Genomic DNA, 19,416 nt, shown 5'->3' on the forward strand with positions numbered 1-19,416 from the left:
GGAGCCAGCTCCGGGGCAGCCTGTCATAGTTTGTCCGCCCGCCGGAGCGGACCCAATCCGGCATTCGAGCGCGGCCAGGTCAGTTACCGAGCCGGCATTCCCGTTTCATCGGCGCGATATCGACGACAAAATGCAGCCGTTGATCGGAAAGATTCGAGAGTCAGAACGGCGCTACTCGGCGAGCCCGTAACCGCGCTTGAACAGCACGTAGTCGATTGACAGCACGACCACGGTCGTCCCGGTCAGGACGGCCAGCGACGTGTTCGGATCGATTTCGGTGACGCCGATCATGCCGTAGCGAACGCCGTTGACCATGTACACCATGGGATTGAGAAGCGAGACGTTCCGCCAGAACGCCGGGAGGACTTCGAGCGAGTAGAACACCGCGCCGAAGAACACCAGCGGCCGGAGAATGAACTGGTTCATCACTGTCAGGTAGTCGAAGTCGCTCGCCCAGAGGCCGCCGATGACGCCGAGCCCGCCGAACAGTGTGGTAATCACCAGCAGGAACGAGACGAGATACACGGGGTTGGCGACGGGAACCGAGGTGAATATCAGGCCCACACCGACGATCAGCAGTGACGTGACGACCCCCCGGAGTGCGCTGGCCGAGACATAGGCGGCCACCATGCTCCGGTTCGACATCGGAGAAGTGAGAACAGCCTGGATGTAGTCATTCCAGCGCCCGTGGAAGATAGTGAAGGAGGCGTTCTCAAAACTGTCCGAAATGGCCCCGAGTACGACCAGTCCGGGCAGGACGAACTGGAGGTAGCTCACGCCCGCAATTTCCCCAATCCGGCTCCCCAGAATCACGCCGAACACGGAGAAATACAGCGCGTTCGTGATAATCGGCGGGAGGAAGGTGTTGTACGGCCGGCGGACGAACCGGAGGATTTCCCGCCGAACAAGTGTCAGGAACTGCGTCGCGTTCGCGTTCATGCGGACACCTCCGCGTACTCGCGGTCGTCGCGGGTCATGTCGACGAACACCTCTTCGAGCGACGCGCGGCGGATATCGAGCGAGGTCACGGTGTGACCCTGCGCTTCGAGGTCGCGCATGATCGCCGGCGCGGTCTGGCTCCCTCCCATCGCCGTGACAGCCAGACCCTCGTCAGTCAGTTCGACGTCGGTGATCCCCTCCACGTCGAGTCGCGGGGCCGTCCGCGGCATCTCGGCGAGTTCGAGGACGATAGTGTCAGTGCCGCGGGCCATCAGGTCGTCGGGGGTCGCCACCTCGACTTTCTGCCCGTCGTCCATGATCGCGACCCGGTCACAGAGGCGTTCAGCCTCCTCGATGTAGTGCGTCGTCAGCAGAATTGTCGTCCCGGCGTCGTTCATCCGGTTGATAATCTCCCAGAGGTCGTGCCGGAGCTGGACGTCGACGCCGGCCGTCGGCTCGTCGAGGATGAGCAGGTCGGGGTCGGAGACGAGCGCGCGCGCGAGGACGAACCGCCGTTTCATTCCGCCGGAGAGCCAGTCGAAGCGTGTGTCGCGCTTGTCCCAGATACCGACCGTCTTCAGCGCGTCTTCGGCGCGCTCCCGGGCCTCGGCCCGACCGATGCCGTGGTAGCCCGCCTTGTGTTCGAGCACCTCGATGATGGGGAAGAAACGGTCGACGTTGAACTCCTGTGGCGCGACGCCGATGCGGTCGCGGGCCTCCCGGTAGTCGTCCTCCACGTCGAAGCCGAACACCTCGGCGGTCCCCGCGTCTTTGTGGACGAGGCCGACCAGCGTGTTGATAAACGTCGTCTTGCCGGCTCCGTTCGGCCCGAGCAGCCCGAAGAACTCGCCCTGCTCGACTGTCAGTTCTAGGTCGTCGAGCGCCTGGACGTCGCCGTAGCGCTTCCCTAATCCACTGGCGCGTATCGCCGGTTCAGTCATTGCCGCCCTTAGCGTGGCGACACCGAAAAACGCATTGAAGCCCCCGAAAACCGGCAGTTAGACTGATACAAGCTGACAAGATCGACCGAACGGCGAGGTCCCGTTGGCCGGGCTGTCACAATCCTACTGACCGAGGCGTTCCCGGGAGATGCCGACGCCAGCCGGCGTGATGATGAGCTGGTCGTCGTCCTTCTGGACGATGTCGCCACCGACCTCGTTGGCGACCTGCTTGAGTTCGTCGCTGATGTGTTCCATCGTACGGTCCTGCGTGGAGTGGCGCGTGATGTCCGCGACGACCACGTCACCGTCGTAGACGGCGTCTTTGATGTCGATGACGTCCTGCTTGTCGCTGATACGGGCGATCCGAACCTGGCGTTCGAGTTCCGTCCCGGTCATCTCGAATTCGTTCGCGTTCAGTTCGACGTAATCCTCGGTGTTCCGAGAGGATCCAGACTCCCCGAGGATCTTGCTCATCAGTCCCATGTCACTCACGGCGTGCGCTACCCGTTTCAACTTTTCGTCCATCGAACGTGTCGCCACAGCACCCCTGATCGGCCGTGGTGGCGAGCAGGAACAGCGAGTCCCACACAAAACGTTATTCAGCGGCGGAGCAAACACCGACAGCGATGCGCCCGCCCTCCATCAGAACGACTCCCCGCACCGTCGCAGCCGTCGGTGGCGTCGTCTATGCCATCGGGGTGCTGTCGTGGCTGTTTGCAAGCGGCGTCCATTTCTCGTCGCAGGACCCGACGACACTCGCGTTCGGGGCCGGCTACGCCGCCGTTGGGATGGTCCTCACAGGTGCCGTCCCGCTGTATCTCTGTAGCCGCCTCTCGCTTGTTACGCCAGTCCTCGTGACGCTCTGGCTGCTTGGCAACACGGTGTCGCAGTGGTTCTACGGGACGCATCTCCACCCGTTGTCGTCGTATCTCACCGTCTGGCCACTGCTGCTCGGGGTGGCCGTGAGCGCTGGCGTGGCCGAAGCGGTTGCTAGAATCGGCATAGACCGTACCCTCGACCGGTTCGGGCTTCGGCCGCTGGTGTGACTGGAGTGCGATACCAGTGGACTGCGCTACACCGAGAACTCGAAGAGGTCGTCGCCGACGTGGTGCAGCGACTTGACGACTTTTCCGCTGTCGCCGACCATGTCGTCGCCGTCGGTCTGTGCGCGGCCGACAGCGAGAAACTTCCCGTGGGACTCCTCGTTGATGACGACCAGGTCGCCCTCGCTGATGTCGTCGTCGGCCTCGGTGATACCCGGCCGCATGATGTCAGCGCCGTCCGAGACAAAGGAGACGGCCCCGGCGTCCACGGTGACGATGTGTTTCTCCGGCGGGTACTGATTAGCTCCCTGAACGGTCAGGAACGGTTCGCCGTTCAGATAGAGGACGAGCGGGTCGCCATCGACGAGGACGACGTCCCAGTCGCTGTCGTCGAACTCGACCTTCTCGAAGCTGTCCGCGTCGAGTTCGACACCGAGGTTGTCCGACAGCGCCGTCGTGATGGTGTCGACCTCGTCCGAACGGAGGTGGTGTCGCGACTTGACTTCCATACCCGCGTCTCCTCGGCGACAGAGGGTAAGCGTAACGAACCGTGCGGACGGTGTGGCGGACGCAGGTTTTTGTCCGCGCGGGCTAAGGTCAGGGTATGCGAGTCGTCACGCTGCTGCCCTCGGCGACGGAAATCGTCTACGCGCTCGGCGTCGAGCCGGTCGGCGTCTCACACGAGTGCGACCATCCGCCGGCGGCCCGCGAGAAGCCGTCAGTCAATCGCTCGCGTGTCGACCCGACGGCCTCAAGCGGCGAGATCAACGAGCAGGTCGCGGCCGCCGAGGAGGACGGCGGCGTCTACGCCATCGACCGCGAGACGCTGGCAGAACTGGACCCCGACCTCATCGTCACCCAGGGCGTCTGTGACGTGTGTGCTGTCGACCACGTGGTGGTCGCTGAGGCTGTCGAGGAACTGGGACTGGACGCCGACGTGCTGACGCTGGACGTCCACAGCCTCGACGACCTGTTCGAGTCCATCCACCGGGTCGGTGCAGCCATCAAGCGCGACGAGCGCGCCGCCGAACTCGTCGCGGACCTCCGTGACCGCGTCGCAGCAGTGGAGACAACAGCGGCGCGGGCCGAGACGACGCCCCGCGTGGCGGTGCTCGACTGGCTCGACCCGGTGATGGTCGGCGGGCACTGGGTGCCAGAGATGGTCCGGAAAGCCGGCGGCACCTATGGAATGGAAGAGGCGGGCGCTCACTCCCGGCCCCGCGAGTGGGAGGAGGTCGTCGACTACGACCCCGAGGTGCTGGTGGCCGCGCCCTGTGGCTTCGACGTGGCACAGACCCGCGAGAACATCGCTGACCTGACCGAGCGGCCCGGCTTCGACGATTTGACTGCGGTCCGGGACGGCCGGGCGTACGTGATGGACGGCCACCACTACGTAAATCGGTCGGGGCCGCGCCTCGTGGACACGCTTGAGTTCCTGGCGGCGCTGTGTCACCCGGACCTGTTCGAGACGCCGCCACAAGATGTGGTTGTAGACCTGCCGGCGCTCCGGGCGTAAACTGTCAGGGTACCGAACGCGGCATCAGCGGTCGGGGAGGAACGAGCGAACCGCCGCGCCGACCTTTTCCGGGGCTCGCCAGACACCGACGTGGCCGACATCGGATAGTTCGACGAACGTGGCAGCACTCATCGCGTCGTCGATTGCCCGAATTCCGTCGCGGAGATACGCCGGACTCTCGGACCCAGCAAGGAGTAGCGTGGGTGCATCGACCGTGAGCGAGTCCGGGAGTTCGTAGGACCCGACGACCGCGCTCTCCCGGACGACCGTCTCGGCCAGCGGCGCACGCTCGGCGGTAGGCCACTGCGAGGGGTCGCCGCTGGTGCTCGTCTCGCGGAAGAACGCCTCGATGACGGCTTCACGGTCGCCCGCGTCGAGGTGGCCCCGGAGCCGTGGCGCGAGCGGTGCGCCGTCGCGGTGATCGCCGACCAGTATCGCCGGTTCGTACAGAATTAGCTGGGCGATATCGGTCTCTCTGGCGGCCACCAGCGCACAGAGCCCCCCGAAGGAGTGACCGAACAGCACTGGGTCACCCGGGAGCGAATCGATCAGTGCGACCACGTCGTCGACCTCGCGGGCGAGCGAGTGGTCGTCGGCGTCGCCGCTCTCGCCTCGGCCCCGCCGATCCACCGCGACGGGCGTGTAGCCGTCGGGTAACTGAGAGCGAAACCGGTCCCAGACCGCCGACGTGCCGGTCGTTCCATGCACCAGCACGACCGGTTGTCCGTCGCCAGGGCGGTCGTACGCGATGGCGGTCCCGTCGGGTGACGTGAGTGTCTCCATTGGGCCAGATACTCCGGGGGGACGGTGCGAAAGCGTTGTGAATCGACAGAACGGAGTCGTTCTCGCGTCACACTACCGCAGCGACCAGCCCGACGTAGGTATTCCCGAGAACGACGACGACACCGAGGGCCACGACCGAGAGAAACCAGGCCCGCCACAGCGGGACCCGCTCGACCACGTCGCGACACTCCAGCAGGACGACGCCGACGTAGAGGACGACGGCCATCTTCAAAGCGATTACGAGCAGCGGTTCGTGAATAAGGAGGGTCCGTATCCACGGGTTTGCTTCCAGCCCCGGCCCGGCAAACTGCGCGGCGAACAGCGTCGACAGCGCATCGCCGAAGCCCCAGACGAGCACCAGCGAGAACACGAGTTCGACGTAGCCGGGCATCTGGAGGCGAACCGAGAGGGGATGCGATGCGTGGTCAGGGCTGGACATGTGAGGGGATACCGATACTCGCGGTTGTCGGCGCATAAAGCTCGCTTCCACAGTATCAGCCATGAAAACTGGCGGCGAGTACAGGGCGAGCCGGTCAGTACAGAGCGAGTCGGTCAGTCCTCGGCGAGCGAACAGCGTCCCTCGTAGCTTGCGTCGGCGACGCTCGCGATGGCCGGGTCCTCGCCACACACCGGGCAGTCGGGGTTGGCGGCGACGGGGATTTCCTCGAAGGACATCTCGGCGGCGTCGTAGGCGACGAGTCGCCCCTCCAGCGTCTCGCCGTAGTCCATCGCGAGCTTGACGACCTCGGTCGCTTGCATGCACCCGATAGTGCCCGGCAGGACGCCGAGAACGCCCGCGGTCGCGCAGTCGGGAACGGTTCCCTCCGGCGGCGCTTCGGGGAACAGACAGCGGTAACACGGACTGTCGCCGGAGAACGTCGTTACCTGGCCCTCGAACTGGAAAATCGCGCCGTGGGTGAAGGGCGTCCCCGACAGCGTGCAGGCGTCGTTGACGAGGAACCGCGTGGCGAAGTTGTCGGAGGCGTCGACGACGATGTCGTAGTCGGCTACCAGGTCGGTCGCGTTCTCCCGCGCCAGCCGCAGGTCGTGGCGGTCGACGGTCACGTCGGGATTGAGGCCGGTGACGAACTCGGCGGCGCTGTCGACCTTCGGTCGGCCGACATCGTCGTCGCCGTGGATGACCTGCCGCTGGAGGTTCGACCGCTCGACCACGTCGTCGTCGACGATACCCAGCCGCCCGATGCCCGCAGCCGCGAGGTACTGGAGGACCGGTGCGCCGAGGCCGCCGGCCCCGACGACCAGCACGTCGGTGTCAAGCAGCGCGGCCTGGCCCTCCGGCCCCACGTCGTTCATGATGATATGCCGGGAGTACCGGTCAAGCTGTTCTGGATCCAGATCCGGTCGCATAGTGGCCGTACGCCACCCGGAGAAATAAACGACGGGTTCGTCGCGGGGGGCACGTTCGGGACGCAGAGCTGATCCGAACAGCCGGGACAGTTCGCCGCTCAGTTGTTGCGCTGGAGGTCCGCGACGAGATCGTCTATCGCCTGATTGATGTCGGTGAGAAGGTCGGTTTGCTCATCGGATTCCTCGGCGATGTCGGCCGTACCGTCGGCGATATCCTCGGCTGCGTCCGTGGACTGGTCGATCATGCTGGCCACTTCCTCGGTCGAGGCGGCCTGCTGGTCCGTCGCCGTAGCGACCTCCTCGATACCGTTGTTGACCTCGCGGACAGTGTCGTCGATCTCTTCGAGGATTTCGGTCGACTCCTCGACAGTGTCGATACCGTCGTCGATCTCTTCGTTGCTCTCTTCGAGGCTCTCGACGGCGTTCTCGGTGTCGTCCTGAATGCCGTCGATCATCTGCTCGATGGTCGTCGCCTGCTCCTGTGACTCCTCGGCGAGGCTCTTGACCTCGTTTGCGACGACGGCGAACCCTTCGCCCGCCTCACCGGCGCGAGCGGCCTCGATGGACGCGTTCAGCGCCAGCATGTTGGTCTGGTCGGCGATGTCGTTGATGACGTCGACGATCTCGTCGATCTCCTCGACGCTCTCCTGAATCGTCTTGACGTCCTCGGCGACGCTGTCGGCCGCCTGCTGGATGTTCTCCATCGCCTCGTGGACGTCGTCAGCGTTCCCCTGCCCGCGTTCGGCGAGTTCCTTTGCTTCGCGGGAGGCCGCGGACACCTCTTCGGACGACGAGGCGATCTGCTCGACCGACGCCGAGAGGTTCGACACCTCGTTTGCGATGTCTGTCAGTCCCTCGTACTGCTCGGCGGCCTGTTCGCGGATCTCGGCAGTTTCCTCCGCGATTCCGACCGACGTGCCCTCCAGCTCGGCCAGCATCGTCTGGATCTCGCTCGCTGCAGTGTGGCTGTAGCCGGCCTCCGTGTCGATATTCTCCGCGACGTCGTCCTGGATGTCCGTGTCGATCCCCGTCCCTGTTTGGTTCGTTACATTTTCCGTCGGTCTCTCAGCCATAGTAGTCGTCACAATGGGAGGGGAATATAAAACGAGTTGCCCAATAGTATCAGAGTCGATATCTGGAACGGGGTTCGTCGACCGTCGTGTCAGCAGTCGTACAGCGCACGGTACTTCTCGTCGGCGTAGTCAAGGAAGTGTTCGGCGGTGAAGGACTCGCCCGTCGCTTCTTCCACGAGGTCGTCAGTCCGATAGCGTGCGCCGTGCTGGTGGACGTTCTCGGTGAGCCAGTCGTGAATCGGGCCGAACTCGCCGGCGCGGACGTGGTCGTCGAAGCCGTCGATGTCCTGCCGAGCGTGGTGGTCCAGTTGCGCGGCCAGCACCGATCCGAGCGTGTAGGTGGGGAAGTACCCGAAGGCCCCGTTGGTCCAGTGGATGTCCTGCAGGCAGCCCTCGGCGTCGGTGTCGGGGCGGATACCGAGATACTCTTCCATCTTGTCGTTCCAGACCCCTGGCACGTCTTCGACGGCGAGGTCCCCACGGATGAGGTCTCGCTCGATTTCGAAGCGGACGATGATGTGCATGTGGTACGTTAGCTCGTCCGCCTCGACCCGGATGAGGTTGTCGTCGTACACCTCGTTGAACGCTTCGTAGAACTGCTGGGCGGTGGCGTCGGTCCCGAGATGGTCGTTGGCCGTCTCGATGAAGAAGTCCCAGAACGAACGCGAGCGGCCGACGTGGTTCTCCCAGAAGCGGGACTGTGACTCGTGAACGGAGAGGTCGCGATTGTCGCCCAGCGGCGTGCCGTACGCTTCCTGTGGCAGGCCGAGCGTGTACGTGGCGTGACCGAACTCGTGGATGGTCGAGCCGAGCGCGTCAAGCGGGTCCTCGGGGGTGAAGCGAGTGGTGACGCGAGCGTCGAACTGCGTCCCCATGGAGAACGGATGGGGAGCGGTGTCGAGGCGGCCGCGGTCCCAGTCGTAGCCAAGCGTGTCAAGCGCCGTCTCGACGAGGTCGTGCTGGGTGTCGTCGTCGTAGGTGCCCTCGAATGGGTCGGCAAGCGTCACGTCGCTGTCGGCGATGTCGTTGATGAGCGGGACGAGCGCGTCGCGGAGGTTCGTGAGTACTTCCTCGGCAGTGTCGATGCCGAGATACGGCTCGTACTCCTCGAACAGCACCTCGTAGGGGTCGCGGTCGGGGTCGATGGCGGCGGCGTACTCCCGGCGGAGTTCGACCAGTTCCTCCAGCGTGTCGGCGAAGGCGTCGAAGTCGTCCTCGGCCTTGGCTTCCTTCCAGACCGGCAGGGCGTTCGAGGACGCTTCGGAGAGGCGTTCGACAAGGTCTGCGGGGACCCTGGTGGCCCGCTCGTGGTCCCGCCGGACCTCCCGAACGACGGCCTCCTGTTCGGGGTCGAGGTCGGCGTCGTCGAGTTCGTCCAGCCAGTCGGCCAGATCGTCGTCGGTAAGCAGATCGTGATGGAGCGTCGAGATGGCGGAGGTCTGTTTCGCCCGGGCCGGCGTGCCGGCGTCGGGCATCATCACCTGCTGGTCCCAGTTGAGGACGCCGCCGGCGTCCTCGACGTAGTGGAGGCGGCGGACGTGATCCAGGAACTGCTCGTACGTGGACTCGCTGTCCTCGCTCGCTGTTGCCATACGGCGGCGTTAGGCCGGTGACCGTAAAGGCCCGACGCCGCCGGTAAGGGGTGCACTAGCTAACAGGACACATCAGGGCAGCGCGGAACAGCCGACAGTCACTCGGGCGGCCACGACTCGGCAACGTCCTCGTAGATGTCTCGACACCGCTCCAACACAGCCAGCGACACGCTCTCATCACCAGTGTGGGCCTCGCCGGGTTCGGCCGCGCCGACAATCACGCAGTCCGTCCCGGCCTGGGCGAGCCAGCCGGCGTCGGTCGCGTGCGGTTTGACGACGTGTTCAGGTGTCGCGTCCTGCGCGGCGGTAGCGGCGTCCAGCACCCGCTCCGCGAAGTCGGCGTCGCCACAGGCCATCGGCGGGAGGTCCTGGTCGACGCGCCAGGAGACGCCGTCGATAGCTTCGACCCGGTCCAGCGGCGCGCGCTCGCCCGGGACTGTCCGCTCGTCGACGGTGACCTCGCATCGCTCGGGAATGACGTTCCAGGCCGAGCCGCCATCTATTTCCGTGACGGCGACACTCCCGCTCATTTCGTGGCCCAGGACGGTCGTCTCGGGGAAGTCGAGGTCCCGGACCATGTCGACGGCGTCGGTCGCGCGGTAGATGGCGTTCGCGCCGGCTTCAGGTTCGCTGGCGTGAGCCGCCGCGCCCTCGGCGACGATAGTCGATCCCCGCCGGCCTTTGTGGGCGACGGCCACGTCCGTCGTTCCTGGTGCGGAGTAGCCGGTCGACCCCTCACCGACGACGGCGTAGTCGGGCGCGAAGCCGTCCTCAATGGCGGCCTGGCAGCCGATGCCGCCCTGTTCCTCGCCGACGAACGAAGCGAAAATCAGTTCGCTAGCGGGGTCGGCGTCCCGGAAGGCCAGCAACGCCGCGGCGACACACCCCTTCATGTCCGCTGCGCCCCGGCCGTAGAGACGGCCGTCGCGTTCCTCGACGACGTACTCGCCGTCGGCGTCGACCTGGGACTCGTCCGGCGGGACGACGTCGTGGTGGCCGACGAAGGCGAGCGAGTCGTCGGCCTGGCCCTTGCGGGCGATGACGTTCCCGTGGTCGTCGCGGGTGACTTGCGCATCGGTGTGGTCCCGGAGCCACGTCAGGATGTACTCCCCAGCAGCCGCTTCGTCGTCGTGACTGGGGATCGAAACGAGGGCACGAGTCAGCGACGGCAGCGTCTCCATACCGTGGGTCGTGTGCCGGAGCGGCAAAAATCCGGGGCAGGTGAGCCTGCCCGCGGACGGCAGGGACGGAGAGGGCACGGACTCCATACCCTTATCAACGGCAGTCTCCAACGGCCGATATGGAAATCGTACCGGACACGAGCGTGGTCATCGACGGCCGCGTGTCCGACCAAGTGAAGGCCGATGCCGACCCCGACACCGACGTCGACGGCATGGGCTTTGCCGGCGCGACGGTCGTCGTCCCCGAAGCCGTCGTCGGCGAACTCGAAGCACAGGCGAACGACGGCCGCGAGACGGGCTGGGAGGGCCTTGAAGAGCTCCAGACGCTCGTCGACCTGGCCGAGGGGGGTACTATCGACGTGGAGTACGTGGGCCGACGACCCGACGCCATCGAGAAGCGCGAGGCCGGCGAGGGGCAGATCGACGCGCTCATCCGGGACATCGCCGGTGACCGCGGTGCCACGCTCGTGACCAGCGACGACGTGCAGGCCCAGGTGGCCCGCGCGAAAGGGCTCGCAGTGGAGTTCGTCGAGCCGGTCAAGCGGACGGTCGACCGCCTGCAGATCGAGAACTTCTTCGACGAGGGGACGATGAGCGTCCACCTCAAGGTCGGCGTCCAGCCCTACGCCAAGAAGGGCTCTATCGGCGACATGCAGTACACGCCGATCCGCGACGACCCTGCAACCGAAAGTGAGCTACGGGAGTACGCCGCCGACATCGAGGAGAGCGCGCGCGCCTCGCCGGACGGCTTCCTCGAACTCGACGAGCCCGGGATGACGATCACCCAGTTCCGGGACTTCCGGATCGCCATCGCGCGGCCGCCCTTCGCCGACGCACTGGAAATCACGGCCGTCCGGCCCATCGTCAAGACCGAACTGGACGACTACGAGTACGCGGACCAGCTCCGTGACCGCTTCACCGAACACCAGCGCGGCGTCCTCATCTCCGGCTCACCCGGGGCCGGGAAATCGACGTTCGCCCAGGCGGTCGGGGAGTTCCTCGTCGACGCCGACTACGCGGTCAAGACGATGGAGAAGCCACGGGACCTCCAGGTCGGCCCGAACATCACACAGTACACCGAACTCGGCGGCTCCATGGAGAAGACCGCCGACTCGCTGCTGATGGTCCGGCCGGACTACACCATCTACGACGAGGTGCGCAAGACAGACGACTTCGAGGTGTTCGCGGACATGCGCCTGGCCGGCGTCGGCATGGTGGGCGTCGTCCACGCGACCCGCGCCATCGACGCGCTCCAGCGGCTCATCGGCCGCGTCGAACTGGGGCTCATCCCCCAGATCGTCGACACCGTCGTCTACATCGAAGCCGGGGAAGTCGACACGGTCTACGACGTGACGACCGAAGTCAAGGTCCCACAGGGGCTCATGGAGGAAGACCTCGCACGACCGGTCATCATGGTCAAGGACTTCGAGACCGGGCGGCCGGAGTTCGAGATCTACACCTTCAACAACCAGGTCGTCACGGTGCCGCTGGGCGACGACGAGGACGAGCAGGACTCCGGCGTCGACCGCCTCGCCAAGCAGGAGGTCGAACGCGAGATCCGGTCCATCGCCCGCGGCCACGTCGAGGTCGAACTCCGCGGTCCGAACACCGCCGTCGTCTGGGTCGAAGACGACGACATCTCGCAGGTCATCGGGAAGGGCGGCGGCCGCATCTCCGACGTGGAGAACCGCCTCGGCATCGACATCGACGTGCGGACCTTCGAGGAACGGCCGTCAGGTCCCTCCGGTGGCCCCCAGACCGAATCCGGCGGCAAGCAGGGCGAGATCGTCCAGCCGGAAGTCACCTCCCGGCACGTCATCGTCCCGTTGGACGGCCACGCCGGCGACACGGTCGAACTGCAGGCCGACGGTGAGTACCTCTTTACCGCGACGGTCTCCCGCAGCGGCGAGATTCAGGTCTCGCGCGGGTCGGGCATCGCCGAGGAACTAGAGCGAGCGATCGACCGCGGCAGCACGATTACCGTCGTGCCGTCGTAGGGTTCGGCGAGCAAGCCGGTCGTGCGGTTATCGCCGAGAAATGGGGCCGAGCCGGCGAAAACGACAGCTAAATTCCGGTGGAACACGACCGACTAGCCATGACCGACGCAGTCGTCGGGAACGTACAAGACCAAGAGACACTGGCTGCCCGCGTGGAGCGCGGGGTCGCGCCCGACTGGGTCGCCGACCACTGGCAGACGTTCCGCGAGGGGCTGACCGGCGAGCGGAACGGCTCCCCGTTCCCCTGTTTCTTCGGCGCGGAGTCGGTTCGGGACGGCGAGCCGCTGTACACAGCTGTCCCGTCGATGAGCGACCCGGACGCGCTGTTCGACCTCGGCCAGACGCTCCTGAAGTACCTTGACACCTACCAAGACCACAGCGAGCGGGCCTCGCTAGTGACCTTCTTCCGGCCACCCGAACGGCCACTGACAGAGGCCGAGTACCACGACCGACTCTGGCACATTCTTCAGTTCCTCCACGTCCACGACCCGGAGCCGTGGCCCGAGGATATTCCGACTGACCCGGACGACCCTCACTGGGAGTTCTGTTTCGGCGGCAAGCCGATGTTTCCGACCTGCCGCGCACCGTTCTACGACACGCGAAAGAGCCGCTACTGTCCGGTCGGGCTGGAAGTTACGTTCCAGCCCCGGGCGCTGTTCGAGGACCTGAACGTCACGGCCGACACCGAGGCCGGTCAGCACGCCCGCAATATCATCCAGGGACGGCTGGAGGAGTACGACGGCGTCTGTCCCCACGCCGACCTGGGCGACTGGGGCGTCGAGGGCGATCGGGAGTGGCCCCAGTACATGCTGTCGTCGGACGAGGACGCGTCGCCGGACGAGTGTCCGATAACCGTGACGCGCGAGCACCCGAAATCGAAGTGGCTCATCGGGACGCCCGCCCCGGAGCCGGCCGACTGAAATGGTCGCACTGCCCGAGACACCGGTGCTCGTGCTGGTGGATTTCCAGCAGGGGTTCGACGACCCGGCGTGGGGGACGCGGAGCAACCCCGACGCCGAGGCGAACGCGACACGCCTGCTTACCGAATGGCGAGAGCGTGGGCTTCCGGTCGTCCACGTCCGGCACAACTCGACGGAGCCGGACTCGCCGCTCCGGCACGGCGAACCGGGGTTCGCGTTCAAGCCGGAACTGGAGCCCGAACCGGGAGAAGCGACGTTTGAAAAGCGCGTCAACGGCGCGTTCGTCGACACCGGACTGGAGGCGTGGCTCCGCGAACGGGACCACGAGACGCTCGTTGTTTGTGGCCTGACGACTGACCACTGCGTGTCGACGACGACGCGGATGGCTGAAAACCGCGGGTTTGAGGTTGTCGTCCCGGGCGATGCGACGGCGACGTTCGACCGAACGCTCGACGGCGAACGCTTCGAGCCGTCGCTCGTTCACCGGACTGCGCTGGCGCAACTGCGCGGTGAGTTCGCGGAGATCGCGATGACGGACGACGTGGTCGCGTCGCTGTAACCAGCGGCTGCGTGAACGCGTCGCGAAACAGCCAAGCGAGAAGGCGTGTCAGTCCGAGACGGCGGCGTCCGCTTCCGCCGGTTGGTCGATAATCTCGTAGAGATTCTGTCGCGCGTCGGCGAAGTACACGTCTTCTTCGATGACACCGACTTCGTCGAGTCGTTCCAGAGCGTAGCGAACGGTCCGTGCCGAGAGCATCGACTCCTCGACGATGCCTTTCTGTGTCAGCGGGCCGTCGTACTCCAGAACCTTGTATACGAGCTTTGCGCTCGGCGGAAGGTCTGCGATGGCCTCCCCATCAGAGTCCGTCATTACCCGTAATCACAAGCGCCGGGCGCATAAAGATTGAGGAGTCCGTCTCGCCGCCGCACGCATTTGCGGCCGCGTCACAGTACTGAACCGCGCACCTTTTGGTTGCGGGTAGTGGAACGTGTGGTATGGCTACGGAAACGGCGGACGGAATGAGCTCCCATATGCGGGGGCTCACTGTCACGACGCTGACAGCCGTCGCTGGCATCGCCGCCGCGTTCGGTTCCAACGAGTTAGCGGCCACGCCGGACGCCCCGCAAGGGATACTTGTCCTCGCGGTCGCTATCGCAGCACAGTTCCCGATTCTGCGGGTGATCGGCATCGACACGGACGACCTCTCGGCGAAGGACGTGCTCTACATCGGCTTCATGACCTTCTCGCTGTGGTTCGTCTCGTGGGGCATTCTCCTCACGACGGGAGCGTAACGATGGCCGAAGACAGTATCGCCGTCGTCGACCTAGAGCGGTGTCAGCCCGACCGCTGTAACTACGAGTGCATGAACTACTGCCCGCCCAACCGCAGCGGGAAAGAGTGCATCGTCAAGCGGGAAGACGAGTACGAGGAGGACGAACCCTTCGAGGGCCAGCCCGACCAGGTCCGCATCTCCGAGGAGATCTGTCTGGGCGAGTCCTGCGGTATCTGCGTGAACAAGTGCCCGTTCGACGCCATCGAGATCATTAATCTCCCACAGGAGCTGACCGACGAGCCGGTCCACCGCTACGGGGAGAACGCCTTCGCGCTGTACGGGCTTCCGAGCCCCGCCGAAGGCCAGGTGACGGGGATTCTCGGCCCGAACGGCATCGGGAAGACCACCGCCGTCCGCATCCTCGCCGACGAGATGCAGCCCAACCTGGGCCGCTACGGCGAGGAGCCGAACTGGGACGAGATCCTCGACGAATACCGCGGGACTGCCCTGCAGGAGTACCTCGAACAGATGCGCGACGGCGACGTGAGCGTCGCCCGCAAGCCCCAGTACGTCGACCGGATTCCGGACCAGTTCGACGGCAAAGCCATCGAACTGCTGGACCAGACCGACGAACGCGGCGACCTCGATTATCTCATCGAACGGACAGGCATCGAGCCGGTCGTGGACAACCACATCGACGATCTCTCCGGCGGGGAGCTCCAGCGGGTCGCGCTGGTCGCCACGCTGGCGCGGGACGCCGATTTCTACTTCCTCGACGAGATCACGCCGTATCTGGACATCGGCCAGCGGATGACCGCCGCGCGGCTCATCCGGGAACTCGCCGAGGAGGAGGACCGCTCGATGCTCGTCGTCGAGCACGACCTCGCCATCCTGGACCTGCTCGCGGACAACATCAATGTCGCCTACGGGACCCCCGGCGCGTTCGGTATCATCACGCCGCCCAAATCGACGAAGAAGGGCATCAACGAGTACCTCTCGGGCTACCTCGAAAACGAGAACATGCGCATCCGCCAGACGGACATCGAGTTCGAGGAACACGCGCCACGGAGCGCCTCCACCGGCGACGTGGTCATCGAGTACCCCGAACTCCAGAAGAGCTACGGCAGCGGCGAGTTCTCGCTGGATGTCGAGGCCGGTACCATCCGCGAGAGCGAAGTGCTGGGCGTCGTCGGCCCGAACGGTATCGGGAAGTCGACGTTCGCGAAGATGCTCGCCGGCCGGCTCGAACCGACTGCGGGCGAAATCGACACCAGCCTCGACATCGCCTACAAGCCCCAGTATATCGAGATCGACCAGCCGATGCGCGTCGACGCCTTCCTCGCGTCGATCACGGACGACTTCGGGAGTTCCTACTGGAACACCGAAATCGCCCAGCCGCTCCAACTGGAGTCGGTGATGGAACAGCAGCTCACCGACCTCTCCGGCGGGGAGCGCCAGCGGGTCGCAATCGCGGCCTGCCTCTCGAAGGACGCCGACCTCTACCTGCTGGACGAGCCCTCGGCCCACCTGGACGTGGAACAGCGCGTCATGGCGACCTCCGCGATCCGTCGCTACGCCGAGAACCACGACGCGACGGCGATGGTCATCGACCACGACATCTACATGATCGACCTGCTGGCCGACCGCCTGCTCGTCTTCGACGGTGAACCGGCCCGGAACGGCCACGCCGCGCCGCCACAGGGCATGCGCGAGGGGATGAACGAGTTCCTCCAGAACCTCGACATCACCTTCCGCCGTGACGAACGGACCTCCCGCCCTCGCATCAACAAACCCGACTCGCAACTGGACCGCGAACAGAAGAACGCCGGCGAGTACTACTACGCGCCGTAGGCTCAGAGCGGGAGCGAGGCTGGCGAGAGCCAGACGGCGACTGTCTCGTCATCGGAAATCTACGGGTGAAGAGACCTCAGCCGGAGTCGTTTTTGCGAGAACAGCTGTGCTCAAGCGGTTTCGTCGACGGAGGTCGATACTCGACGGTCGCGCCTGCCGAACCGCGCTCGGCGTGGCTATTGACTCCACATGTCACCCCGGGAGTTAGCTGGTGAGACTACGTCTCAGGTAGTAGTACAGCCGCTACTCGCAAAGGAGACAGGAGTAGTCCGCGGCGTTACGCCGCAGGGTCATTGCCACCGTCCGTCTCGGACCCCGCAACCGCATCGTCGAGACCGTCAGCGACTTCGGCCGGGTCGAACTCCTCGTCCGGGTCGAGTTCGCGGTCGGTTTGCTCGTCTGTCTGGGGTTCAGTGACCGATTCGTCACCGGTGACCGTCACAAAGATGTCTCGCAGTTCCGCAACGCGCTCGGGGGACTGACTCTTGCTCATCGCGTATGTGTACAAGTACCACAGGAGTGTAGGCGCTATACCGAATCAGTTTGGTATCCGTTCGCAAACTACAGCACGTTTCGCTGGCAAGAGCCACACAGCGAGACTTCCTTCACGTCGACTTGTCGGACAGTGGGGGAGAAGTTCATCACGCAGCGCTTGTTGTCACAGTGCTCCAGCCCGAGGGTATGTCCGACCTCGTGGACGACCTCCTTGCGTACTCGCTGCGAGAAGATTTCGCCGGCCGAGCGGTTCGAGAACCCGCCATCGGAGGATGTCTGGAGCCGGTACGTGGAGATGACGCTGCCGGAGCCACCGAGATATGCGAGCCCAAAAACGTAGTTCCGGCGGCGGTAGAAGAGATCTTTCGGCGTGATAGCGATGTTTTTGCCGCCGGAGCCGACCCGGCGAGCCAGGTCGATGAACTCCTCTGCGCGGTACTGGTCGCGGTCCCCATCGTACGCGCCGGCGGGAATGGACTGTGGCTCGTGCATCGAGACTTCACAGTCGTAGACGGATCGAAGTCCGTCCGAGGCCTCGCGTTTGACCTGGGCCGAGACCTCGCCCACCGGCACGATGTCGACGTGCATGGGAACGCATATGCGCCCGCATCTCATAAATTGTACGACGTGACCGACACCACCGGCCCGCTTGTCGACCGACTGGCGTCTGTCGATTCCGTCGTCGAGGTCGGCATCGGAAACCACCCTGACGTAGCCGGGGCCCTGGCCGAGCGGGGCGTGGATGTGACCGCAACGGACATCGTCGAACGGGCGGTCCCCGAGGGCGTGCGGTTCGTTGTCGACGATATTCTTGACCCCGACGAGTCCGTCTATGCGGGGTGTGATATCGTGTTCGCCCGGAATTTACCGCCGGAGCTGCACCGACCGACGCTGGCCGTCGCCAACACCGTCGGGGCGGCATTCTGGTTCACGACGCTGGGCGGCGACCAGCCGACGGTCGCGGTCGAGCGAGAACAGCTCCCGGGCGGGGAGACGCTGTACCGGGCGAAAGATAGCAAGGCGCTTGAGTGAGGACCGCCTTCGCTCGCTCATGCAAATCGACGCGGTCGTCCTCGACATCGACGGCGTGCTGGTGGACGTGGCCGACTCCTATCGTCGGGCAATCGTCGAATCTATCGACCGGGTGTACGGTGACACGATCAAGAAGGCGGCGGTCCAGCAGTTCAAGGACGCCGGCGGGTTCAACAACGACTGGGAACTGACCTACGCAGCGGCGCTGTTCGTCCTCGCCGACCGCGAGTCCGCCGTCTCCGACCTGGCGGCGTTCACCGACGCCATCGCCGAGCGCGGCGGCGGCCTCGACGCGGCCGAGGCAGTGGTTCGTGACCTGCTGGACGAACCGGCCGAAGACCGAGTCTTCGACGCCTGGGACCGCGAACAGCTCCGGGACGTGTTCCAGACGCTGTATCTCGGCACTGACCTCTACCGGGACATCGAGGGCGGCGAGCCGCCGTTTGCCGCGCCCGGCTACATCCACGACGAGCCGCTGCTGGTCGACGACGAGACACTGTCGGCCCTGCAGGCCCGCTTCGCCGTCGGCGTCGTCACCGGCCGCCCGGCCGCCGAGGCCGACATCGCGCTGGAGCGCGTCGGTCTCGACCTGCCCACAGAGCACCGCTTCACCATGGATGACTGGGAGGAGGGCAAGCCCCACCCCGCCGCCCTGCGGACGCTCGCCGAGCGCTTCGACGCCGAGCGGGTCGCCTTCGTTGGAGATACCCTCGACGACGTGGCGACGGCGGTCAACGCCGACGAAGCCGACGACGACCGCGTGTACTACGGCATCGGCGTCCTGACCGGCGGGCTGACCGGCGACGCCGGCCGCCGGACGTTCGCCAACAACGGCGCGAGCGCCGTCGTCGAATCGGTCACCGACCTGCCGGAGCTTCTGGATGCGGCGTAGCCCGCGTCATCGGGTCACCGGCAGCGCCCCTCGACCGCAAACAGCAACGGTTTCACCGGCGGGACAGAGACCTCGGGTATGCGACGACTGCCGACGTTTGGCTGGGCATTCCTGGTGAGCATCTGGGCCGGGCTCGTCGGGGGCGCGGTCATCCACGAACCGTCGGTCGATTTGGTGCCGCTGTACGCCGTCACCTGCCAGTTAATCGGCCTCGTCGTGGCCTACTGGACGATGCGCGAACGCGACGACATCCTCGAATCCGTCCACCGGCCGGGCCGCGTCGGGATGTTCATCATCGTCCTCTTTTTCGTGATGGTCCCGCTCTCGACGATATTTGCTCTCTGGCTCGGGGCCACCTCGATCCCCGGCGTCGCGACACAGTGGCTCAGCTATCTGGTGGGCCTCGGGAGCGCGCTGTACGTCGCCTTCGCCGGCGGGTTCGACCGGGCCTGGGAGGAGTACACCTGATACTGTCGGCTGTACGTCTGTAAAGAATTTCGCCACACAGGGTAGCGAATA

The 19,416-nt window shown here is 65.3% G+C and carries 23 protein-coding genes; 10 read left to right on the forward strand and 13 right to left on the reverse strand.

What is annotated here, in order from left to right; translation table 11 throughout:
* Positions 1-171: 171 nt before the first annotated feature.
* The 3 genes from SG26_RS05365 to sepF form a co-directional block, all read right to left on the reverse strand.
* Positions 172-939 carry an ABC transporter permease gene (locus tag SG26_RS05365; protein WP_014041252.1) on the reverse strand — a complete coding sequence of 256 codons (768 nt, stop codon included), beginning with the start codon at positions 937-939 and terminating at the stop codon, positions 172-174.
* Positions 936-1,880, reverse strand: coding sequence for an ABC transporter ATP-binding protein (locus SG26_RS05370; protein ID WP_050037049.1), 945 nt, complete (start codon positions 1,878-1,880; stop codon positions 936-938). Before SG26_RS05370 ends, SG26_RS05365 begins: the two co-directional genes overlap by 4 nt.
* 123 nt (positions 1,881-2,003) lie before the next feature.
* Positions 2,004-2,363, reverse strand: a complete 360-nt coding sequence (gene sepF, locus SG26_RS05375) for a cell division protein SepF (protein WP_014041254.1) — start codon at positions 2,361-2,363, stop codon at positions 2,004-2,006.
* 143 nt (positions 2,364-2,506) lie between these two features.
* On the opposite strand from sepF, the gene SG26_RS05380 reads away from it, so the two are divergent.
* The gene (locus SG26_RS05380; RefSeq protein WP_014041255.1) at positions 2,507-2,926 is read left to right on the forward strand and encodes a hypothetical protein; all 420 of its coding nucleotides are present in this window, start codon (positions 2,507-2,509) and stop codon (positions 2,924-2,926) included.
* A gap of 26 nt (positions 2,927-2,952) precedes the next feature.
* Here the strand turns inward: SG26_RS05380 and SG26_RS05385 are convergent, their stop codons facing one another.
* The gene (locus tag SG26_RS05385; RefSeq protein WP_004591044.1) at positions 2,953-3,432 is read right to left on the reverse strand and encodes an RNA-binding protein; all 480 of its coding nucleotides are present in this window, start codon (positions 3,430-3,432) and stop codon (positions 2,953-2,955) included.
* A 95-nt stretch (positions 3,433-3,527) separates the two neighbouring features.
* Here SG26_RS05385 and SG26_RS05390 point away from each other — a divergent pair, with 95 nt between their 5' ends.
* Positions 3,528-4,439 (forward strand): cobalamin-binding protein, encoded by a 912-nt coding sequence (locus SG26_RS05390; protein WP_050037050.1) that lies wholly within the window; start codon positions 3,528-3,530, stop codon positions 4,437-4,439.
* A 24-nt stretch (positions 4,440-4,463) separates the two neighbouring features.
* Here the strand turns inward: SG26_RS05390 and SG26_RS05395 are convergent, their stop codons facing one another.
* The 6 genes from SG26_RS05395 to SG26_RS05420 form a co-directional block, all read right to left on the reverse strand.
* Positions 4,464-5,222, reverse strand: a complete 759-nt coding sequence (locus tag SG26_RS05395; RefSeq protein ID WP_050037051.1) for an alpha/beta fold hydrolase — start codon at positions 5,220-5,222, stop codon at positions 4,464-4,466.
* A gap of 67 nt (positions 5,223-5,289) precedes the next feature.
* Positions 5,290-5,661, reverse strand: coding sequence for a DUF5658 family protein (locus SG26_RS05400; protein ID WP_050007092.1), 372 nt, complete (start codon positions 5,659-5,661; stop codon positions 5,290-5,292).
* Positions 5,662-5,774: 113 nt separating this feature from the next.
* Entirely contained in the window at positions 5,775-6,590 is an 816-nt protein-coding gene (locus SG26_RS05405; protein ID WP_014041259.1) for a molybdopterin-synthase adenylyltransferase MoeB, read from the reverse strand.
* 98 nt (positions 6,591-6,688) lie between these two features.
* The gene (locus SG26_RS05410; protein ID WP_014041260.1) at positions 6,689-7,663 is read right to left on the reverse strand and encodes a methyl-accepting chemotaxis protein; all 975 of its coding nucleotides are present in this window, start codon (positions 7,661-7,663) and stop codon (positions 6,689-6,691) included.
* Positions 7,664-7,752: 89 nt separating this feature from the next.
* On the reverse strand, positions 7,753-9,255 hold the full coding sequence (locus SG26_RS05415) for a carboxypeptidase M32 (protein ID WP_050037052.1): 1,503 nt from the start codon (positions 9,253-9,255) through the stop codon (positions 7,753-7,755).
* A gap of 98 nt (positions 9,256-9,353) precedes the next feature.
* On the reverse strand, positions 9,354-10,436 hold the full coding sequence (locus SG26_RS05420) for a M20 family metallopeptidase (RefSeq protein WP_050037053.1): 1,083 nt from the start codon (positions 10,434-10,436) through the stop codon (positions 9,354-9,356).
* A 119-nt stretch (positions 10,437-10,555) separates the two neighbouring features.
* On the opposite strand from SG26_RS05420, the gene SG26_RS05425 reads away from it, so the two are divergent.
* From SG26_RS05425 to SG26_RS05435, 3 genes are all read left to right on the forward strand, one after another.
* A complete protein-coding gene (locus SG26_RS05425) occupies positions 10,556-12,433 on the forward strand; it encodes a PINc/VapC family ATPase (RefSeq protein ID WP_050037054.1) in 1,878 nt (625 codons plus the stop codon).
* 98 nt (positions 12,434-12,531) lie between these two features.
* Positions 12,532-13,353, forward strand: coding sequence for a YqcI/YcgG family protein (locus tag SG26_RS05430; RefSeq protein WP_050037055.1), 822 nt, complete (start codon positions 12,532-12,534; stop codon positions 13,351-13,353).
* Position 13,354: 1 nt separating this feature from the next.
* Positions 13,355-13,912, forward strand: coding sequence for a cysteine hydrolase family protein (locus SG26_RS05435; protein ID WP_014041265.1), 558 nt, complete (start codon positions 13,355-13,357; stop codon positions 13,910-13,912).
* Positions 13,913-13,960: 48 nt separating this feature from the next.
* Here the strand turns inward: SG26_RS05435 and SG26_RS05440 are convergent, their stop codons facing one another.
* Positions 13,961-14,224 (reverse strand): winged helix-turn-helix domain-containing protein, encoded by a 264-nt coding sequence (locus SG26_RS05440; protein WP_004514919.1) that lies wholly within the window; start codon positions 14,222-14,224, stop codon positions 13,961-13,963.
* A 125-nt stretch (positions 14,225-14,349) separates the two neighbouring features.
* Here SG26_RS05440 and SG26_RS05445 point away from each other — a divergent pair, with 125 nt between their 5' ends.
* Together SG26_RS05445 and SG26_RS05450 are read left to right on the forward strand one after the other, a co-directional pair.
* Positions 14,350-14,646 carry a hypothetical protein gene (locus tag SG26_RS05445; protein ID WP_023843411.1) on the forward strand — a complete coding sequence of 99 codons (297 nt, stop codon included), beginning with the start codon at positions 14,350-14,352 and terminating at the stop codon, positions 14,644-14,646.
* Between the two features lie 2 nt (positions 14,647-14,648).
* Positions 14,649-16,478, forward strand: coding sequence for a ribosome biogenesis/translation initiation ATPase RLI (locus tag SG26_RS05450; protein ID WP_050037056.1), 1,830 nt, complete (start codon positions 14,649-14,651; stop codon positions 16,476-16,478).
* 277 nt (positions 16,479-16,755) lie between these two features.
* On the opposite strand, the gene SG26_RS05455 is transcribed toward SG26_RS05450, so the two are convergent.
* Both SG26_RS05455 and SG26_RS05460 read right to left on the reverse strand, forming a co-directional pair.
* Positions 16,756-16,971, reverse strand: coding sequence for a hypothetical protein (locus tag SG26_RS05455; protein ID WP_050007097.1), 216 nt, complete (start codon positions 16,969-16,971; stop codon positions 16,756-16,758).
* 68 nt (positions 16,972-17,039) lie between these two features.
* Positions 17,040-17,561: an archaemetzincin family Zn-dependent metalloprotease gene (locus tag SG26_RS05460; RefSeq protein WP_004514915.1), complete on the reverse strand. Its 522-nt coding sequence runs from the start codon at positions 17,559-17,561 to the stop codon at positions 17,040-17,042.
* A gap of 30 nt (positions 17,562-17,591) precedes the next feature.
* Here SG26_RS05460 and SG26_RS05465 point away from each other — a divergent pair, with 30 nt between their 5' ends.
* The 3 genes from SG26_RS05465 to SG26_RS05475 all read left to right on the forward strand — a co-directional run bounded on the left by SG26_RS05465 (position 17,592) and on the right by SG26_RS05475 (position 19,365).
* Positions 17,592-18,005: a UPF0146 family protein gene (locus tag SG26_RS05465; RefSeq protein WP_014041268.1), complete on the forward strand. Its 414-nt coding sequence runs from the start codon at positions 17,592-17,594 to the stop codon at positions 18,003-18,005.
* Positions 18,006-18,024: 19 nt separating this feature from the next.
* A complete protein-coding gene (locus tag SG26_RS05470; RefSeq protein WP_050007095.1) occupies positions 18,025-18,897 on the forward strand; it encodes a TIGR01548 family HAD-type hydrolase in 873 nt (290 codons plus the stop codon).
* A gap of 78 nt (positions 18,898-18,975) precedes the next feature.
* The gene (locus SG26_RS05475) at positions 18,976-19,365 is read left to right on the forward strand and encodes a hypothetical protein (protein WP_050037057.1); all 390 of its coding nucleotides are present in this window, start codon (positions 18,976-18,978) and stop codon (positions 19,363-19,365) included.
* Positions 19,366-19,416: the final 51 nt, after the last annotated feature.

Source organism: Haloarcula sp. CBA1115, assembly GCF_000827835.1.
In the GTDB taxonomy this organism is placed as follows: Archaea; Halobacteriota; Halobacteria; order Halobacteriales; family Haloarculaceae; genus Haloarcula; species Haloarcula hispanica.

Excerpts from the sequence above, each read along its gene's own strand:
- SG26_RS05425 (WP_050037054.1), top strand. The coding sequence starts at position 10,556 with ATGGAAATCGTACCGGACACGAGCGTGGTCATCGACGGCCGCGTGTCC.
- SG26_RS05405 (WP_014041259.1), bottom strand. The coding sequence starts at position 6,590 with ATGCGACCGGATCTGGATCCAGAACAGCTTGACCGGTACTCCCGGCAT.
- SG26_RS05440 (WP_004514919.1), bottom strand. The coding sequence starts at position 14,224 with ATGACGGACTCTGATGGGGAGGCCATCGCAGACCTTCCGCCGAGCGCA.
- SG26_RS05365 (WP_014041252.1), bottom strand. The coding sequence starts at position 939 with ATGAACGCGAACGCGACGCAGTTCCTGACACTTGTTCGGCGGGAAATC.
- SG26_RS05455 (WP_050007097.1), bottom strand. The coding sequence starts at position 16,971 with ATGAGCAAGAGTCAGTCCCCCGAGCGCGTTGCGGAACTGCGAGACATC.
- SG26_RS05435 (WP_014041265.1), top strand. The coding sequence starts at position 13,355 with ATGGTCGCACTGCCCGAGACACCGGTGCTCGTGCTGGTGGATTTCCAG.
- SG26_RS05470 (WP_050007095.1), top strand. The coding sequence starts at position 18,025 with ATGCAAATCGACGCGGTCGTCCTCGACATCGACGGCGTGCTGGTGGAC.
- SG26_RS05415 (WP_050037052.1), bottom strand. The coding sequence starts at position 9,255 with ATGGCAACAGCGAGCGAGGACAGCGAGTCCACGTACGAGCAGTTCCTG.
- SG26_RS05380 (WP_014041255.1), top strand. The coding sequence starts at position 2,507 with ATGCGCCCGCCCTCCATCAGAACGACTCCCCGCACCGTCGCAGCCGTC.
- sepF (WP_014041254.1), bottom strand. The coding sequence starts at position 2,363 with ATGGGACTGATGAGCAAGATCCTCGGGGAGTCTGGATCCTCTCGGAAC.
- SG26_RS05395 (WP_050037051.1), bottom strand. The coding sequence starts at position 5,222 with ATGGAGACACTCACGTCACCCGACGGGACCGCCATCGCGTACGACCGC.
- SG26_RS05420 (WP_050037053.1), bottom strand. The coding sequence starts at position 10,436 with ATGGAGACGCTGCCGTCGCTGACTCGTGCCCTCGTTTCGATCCCCAGT.
- SG26_RS05370 (WP_050037049.1), bottom strand. The coding sequence starts at position 1,880 with ATGACTGAACCGGCGATACGCGCCAGTGGATTAGGGAAGCGCTACGGC.
- SG26_RS05390 (WP_050037050.1), top strand. The coding sequence starts at position 3,528 with ATGCGAGTCGTCACGCTGCTGCCCTCGGCGACGGAAATCGTCTACGCG.
- SG26_RS05460 (WP_004514915.1), bottom strand. The coding sequence starts at position 17,561 with ATGCACGTCGACATCGTGCCGGTGGGCGAGGTCTCGGCCCAGGTCAAA.
- SG26_RS05430 (WP_050037055.1), top strand. The coding sequence starts at position 12,532 with ATGACCGACGCAGTCGTCGGGAACGTACAAGACCAAGAGACACTGGCT.
- SG26_RS05450 (WP_050037056.1), top strand. The coding sequence starts at position 14,649 with ATGGCCGAAGACAGTATCGCCGTCGTCGACCTAGAGCGGTGTCAGCCC.
- SG26_RS05400 (WP_050007092.1), bottom strand. The coding sequence starts at position 5,661 with ATGTCCAGCCCTGACCACGCATCGCATCCCCTCTCGGTTCGCCTCCAG.
- SG26_RS05475 (WP_050037057.1), top strand. The coding sequence starts at position 18,976 with ATGCGACGACTGCCGACGTTTGGCTGGGCATTCCTGGTGAGCATCTGG.
- SG26_RS05445 (WP_023843411.1), top strand. The coding sequence starts at position 14,350 with ATGGCTACGGAAACGGCGGACGGAATGAGCTCCCATATGCGGGGGCTC.
- SG26_RS05385 (WP_004591044.1), bottom strand. The coding sequence starts at position 3,432 with ATGGAAGTCAAGTCGCGACACCACCTCCGTTCGGACGAGGTCGACACC.
- SG26_RS05410 (WP_014041260.1), bottom strand. The coding sequence starts at position 7,663 with ATGGCTGAGAGACCGACGGAAAATGTAACGAACCAAACAGGGACGGGG.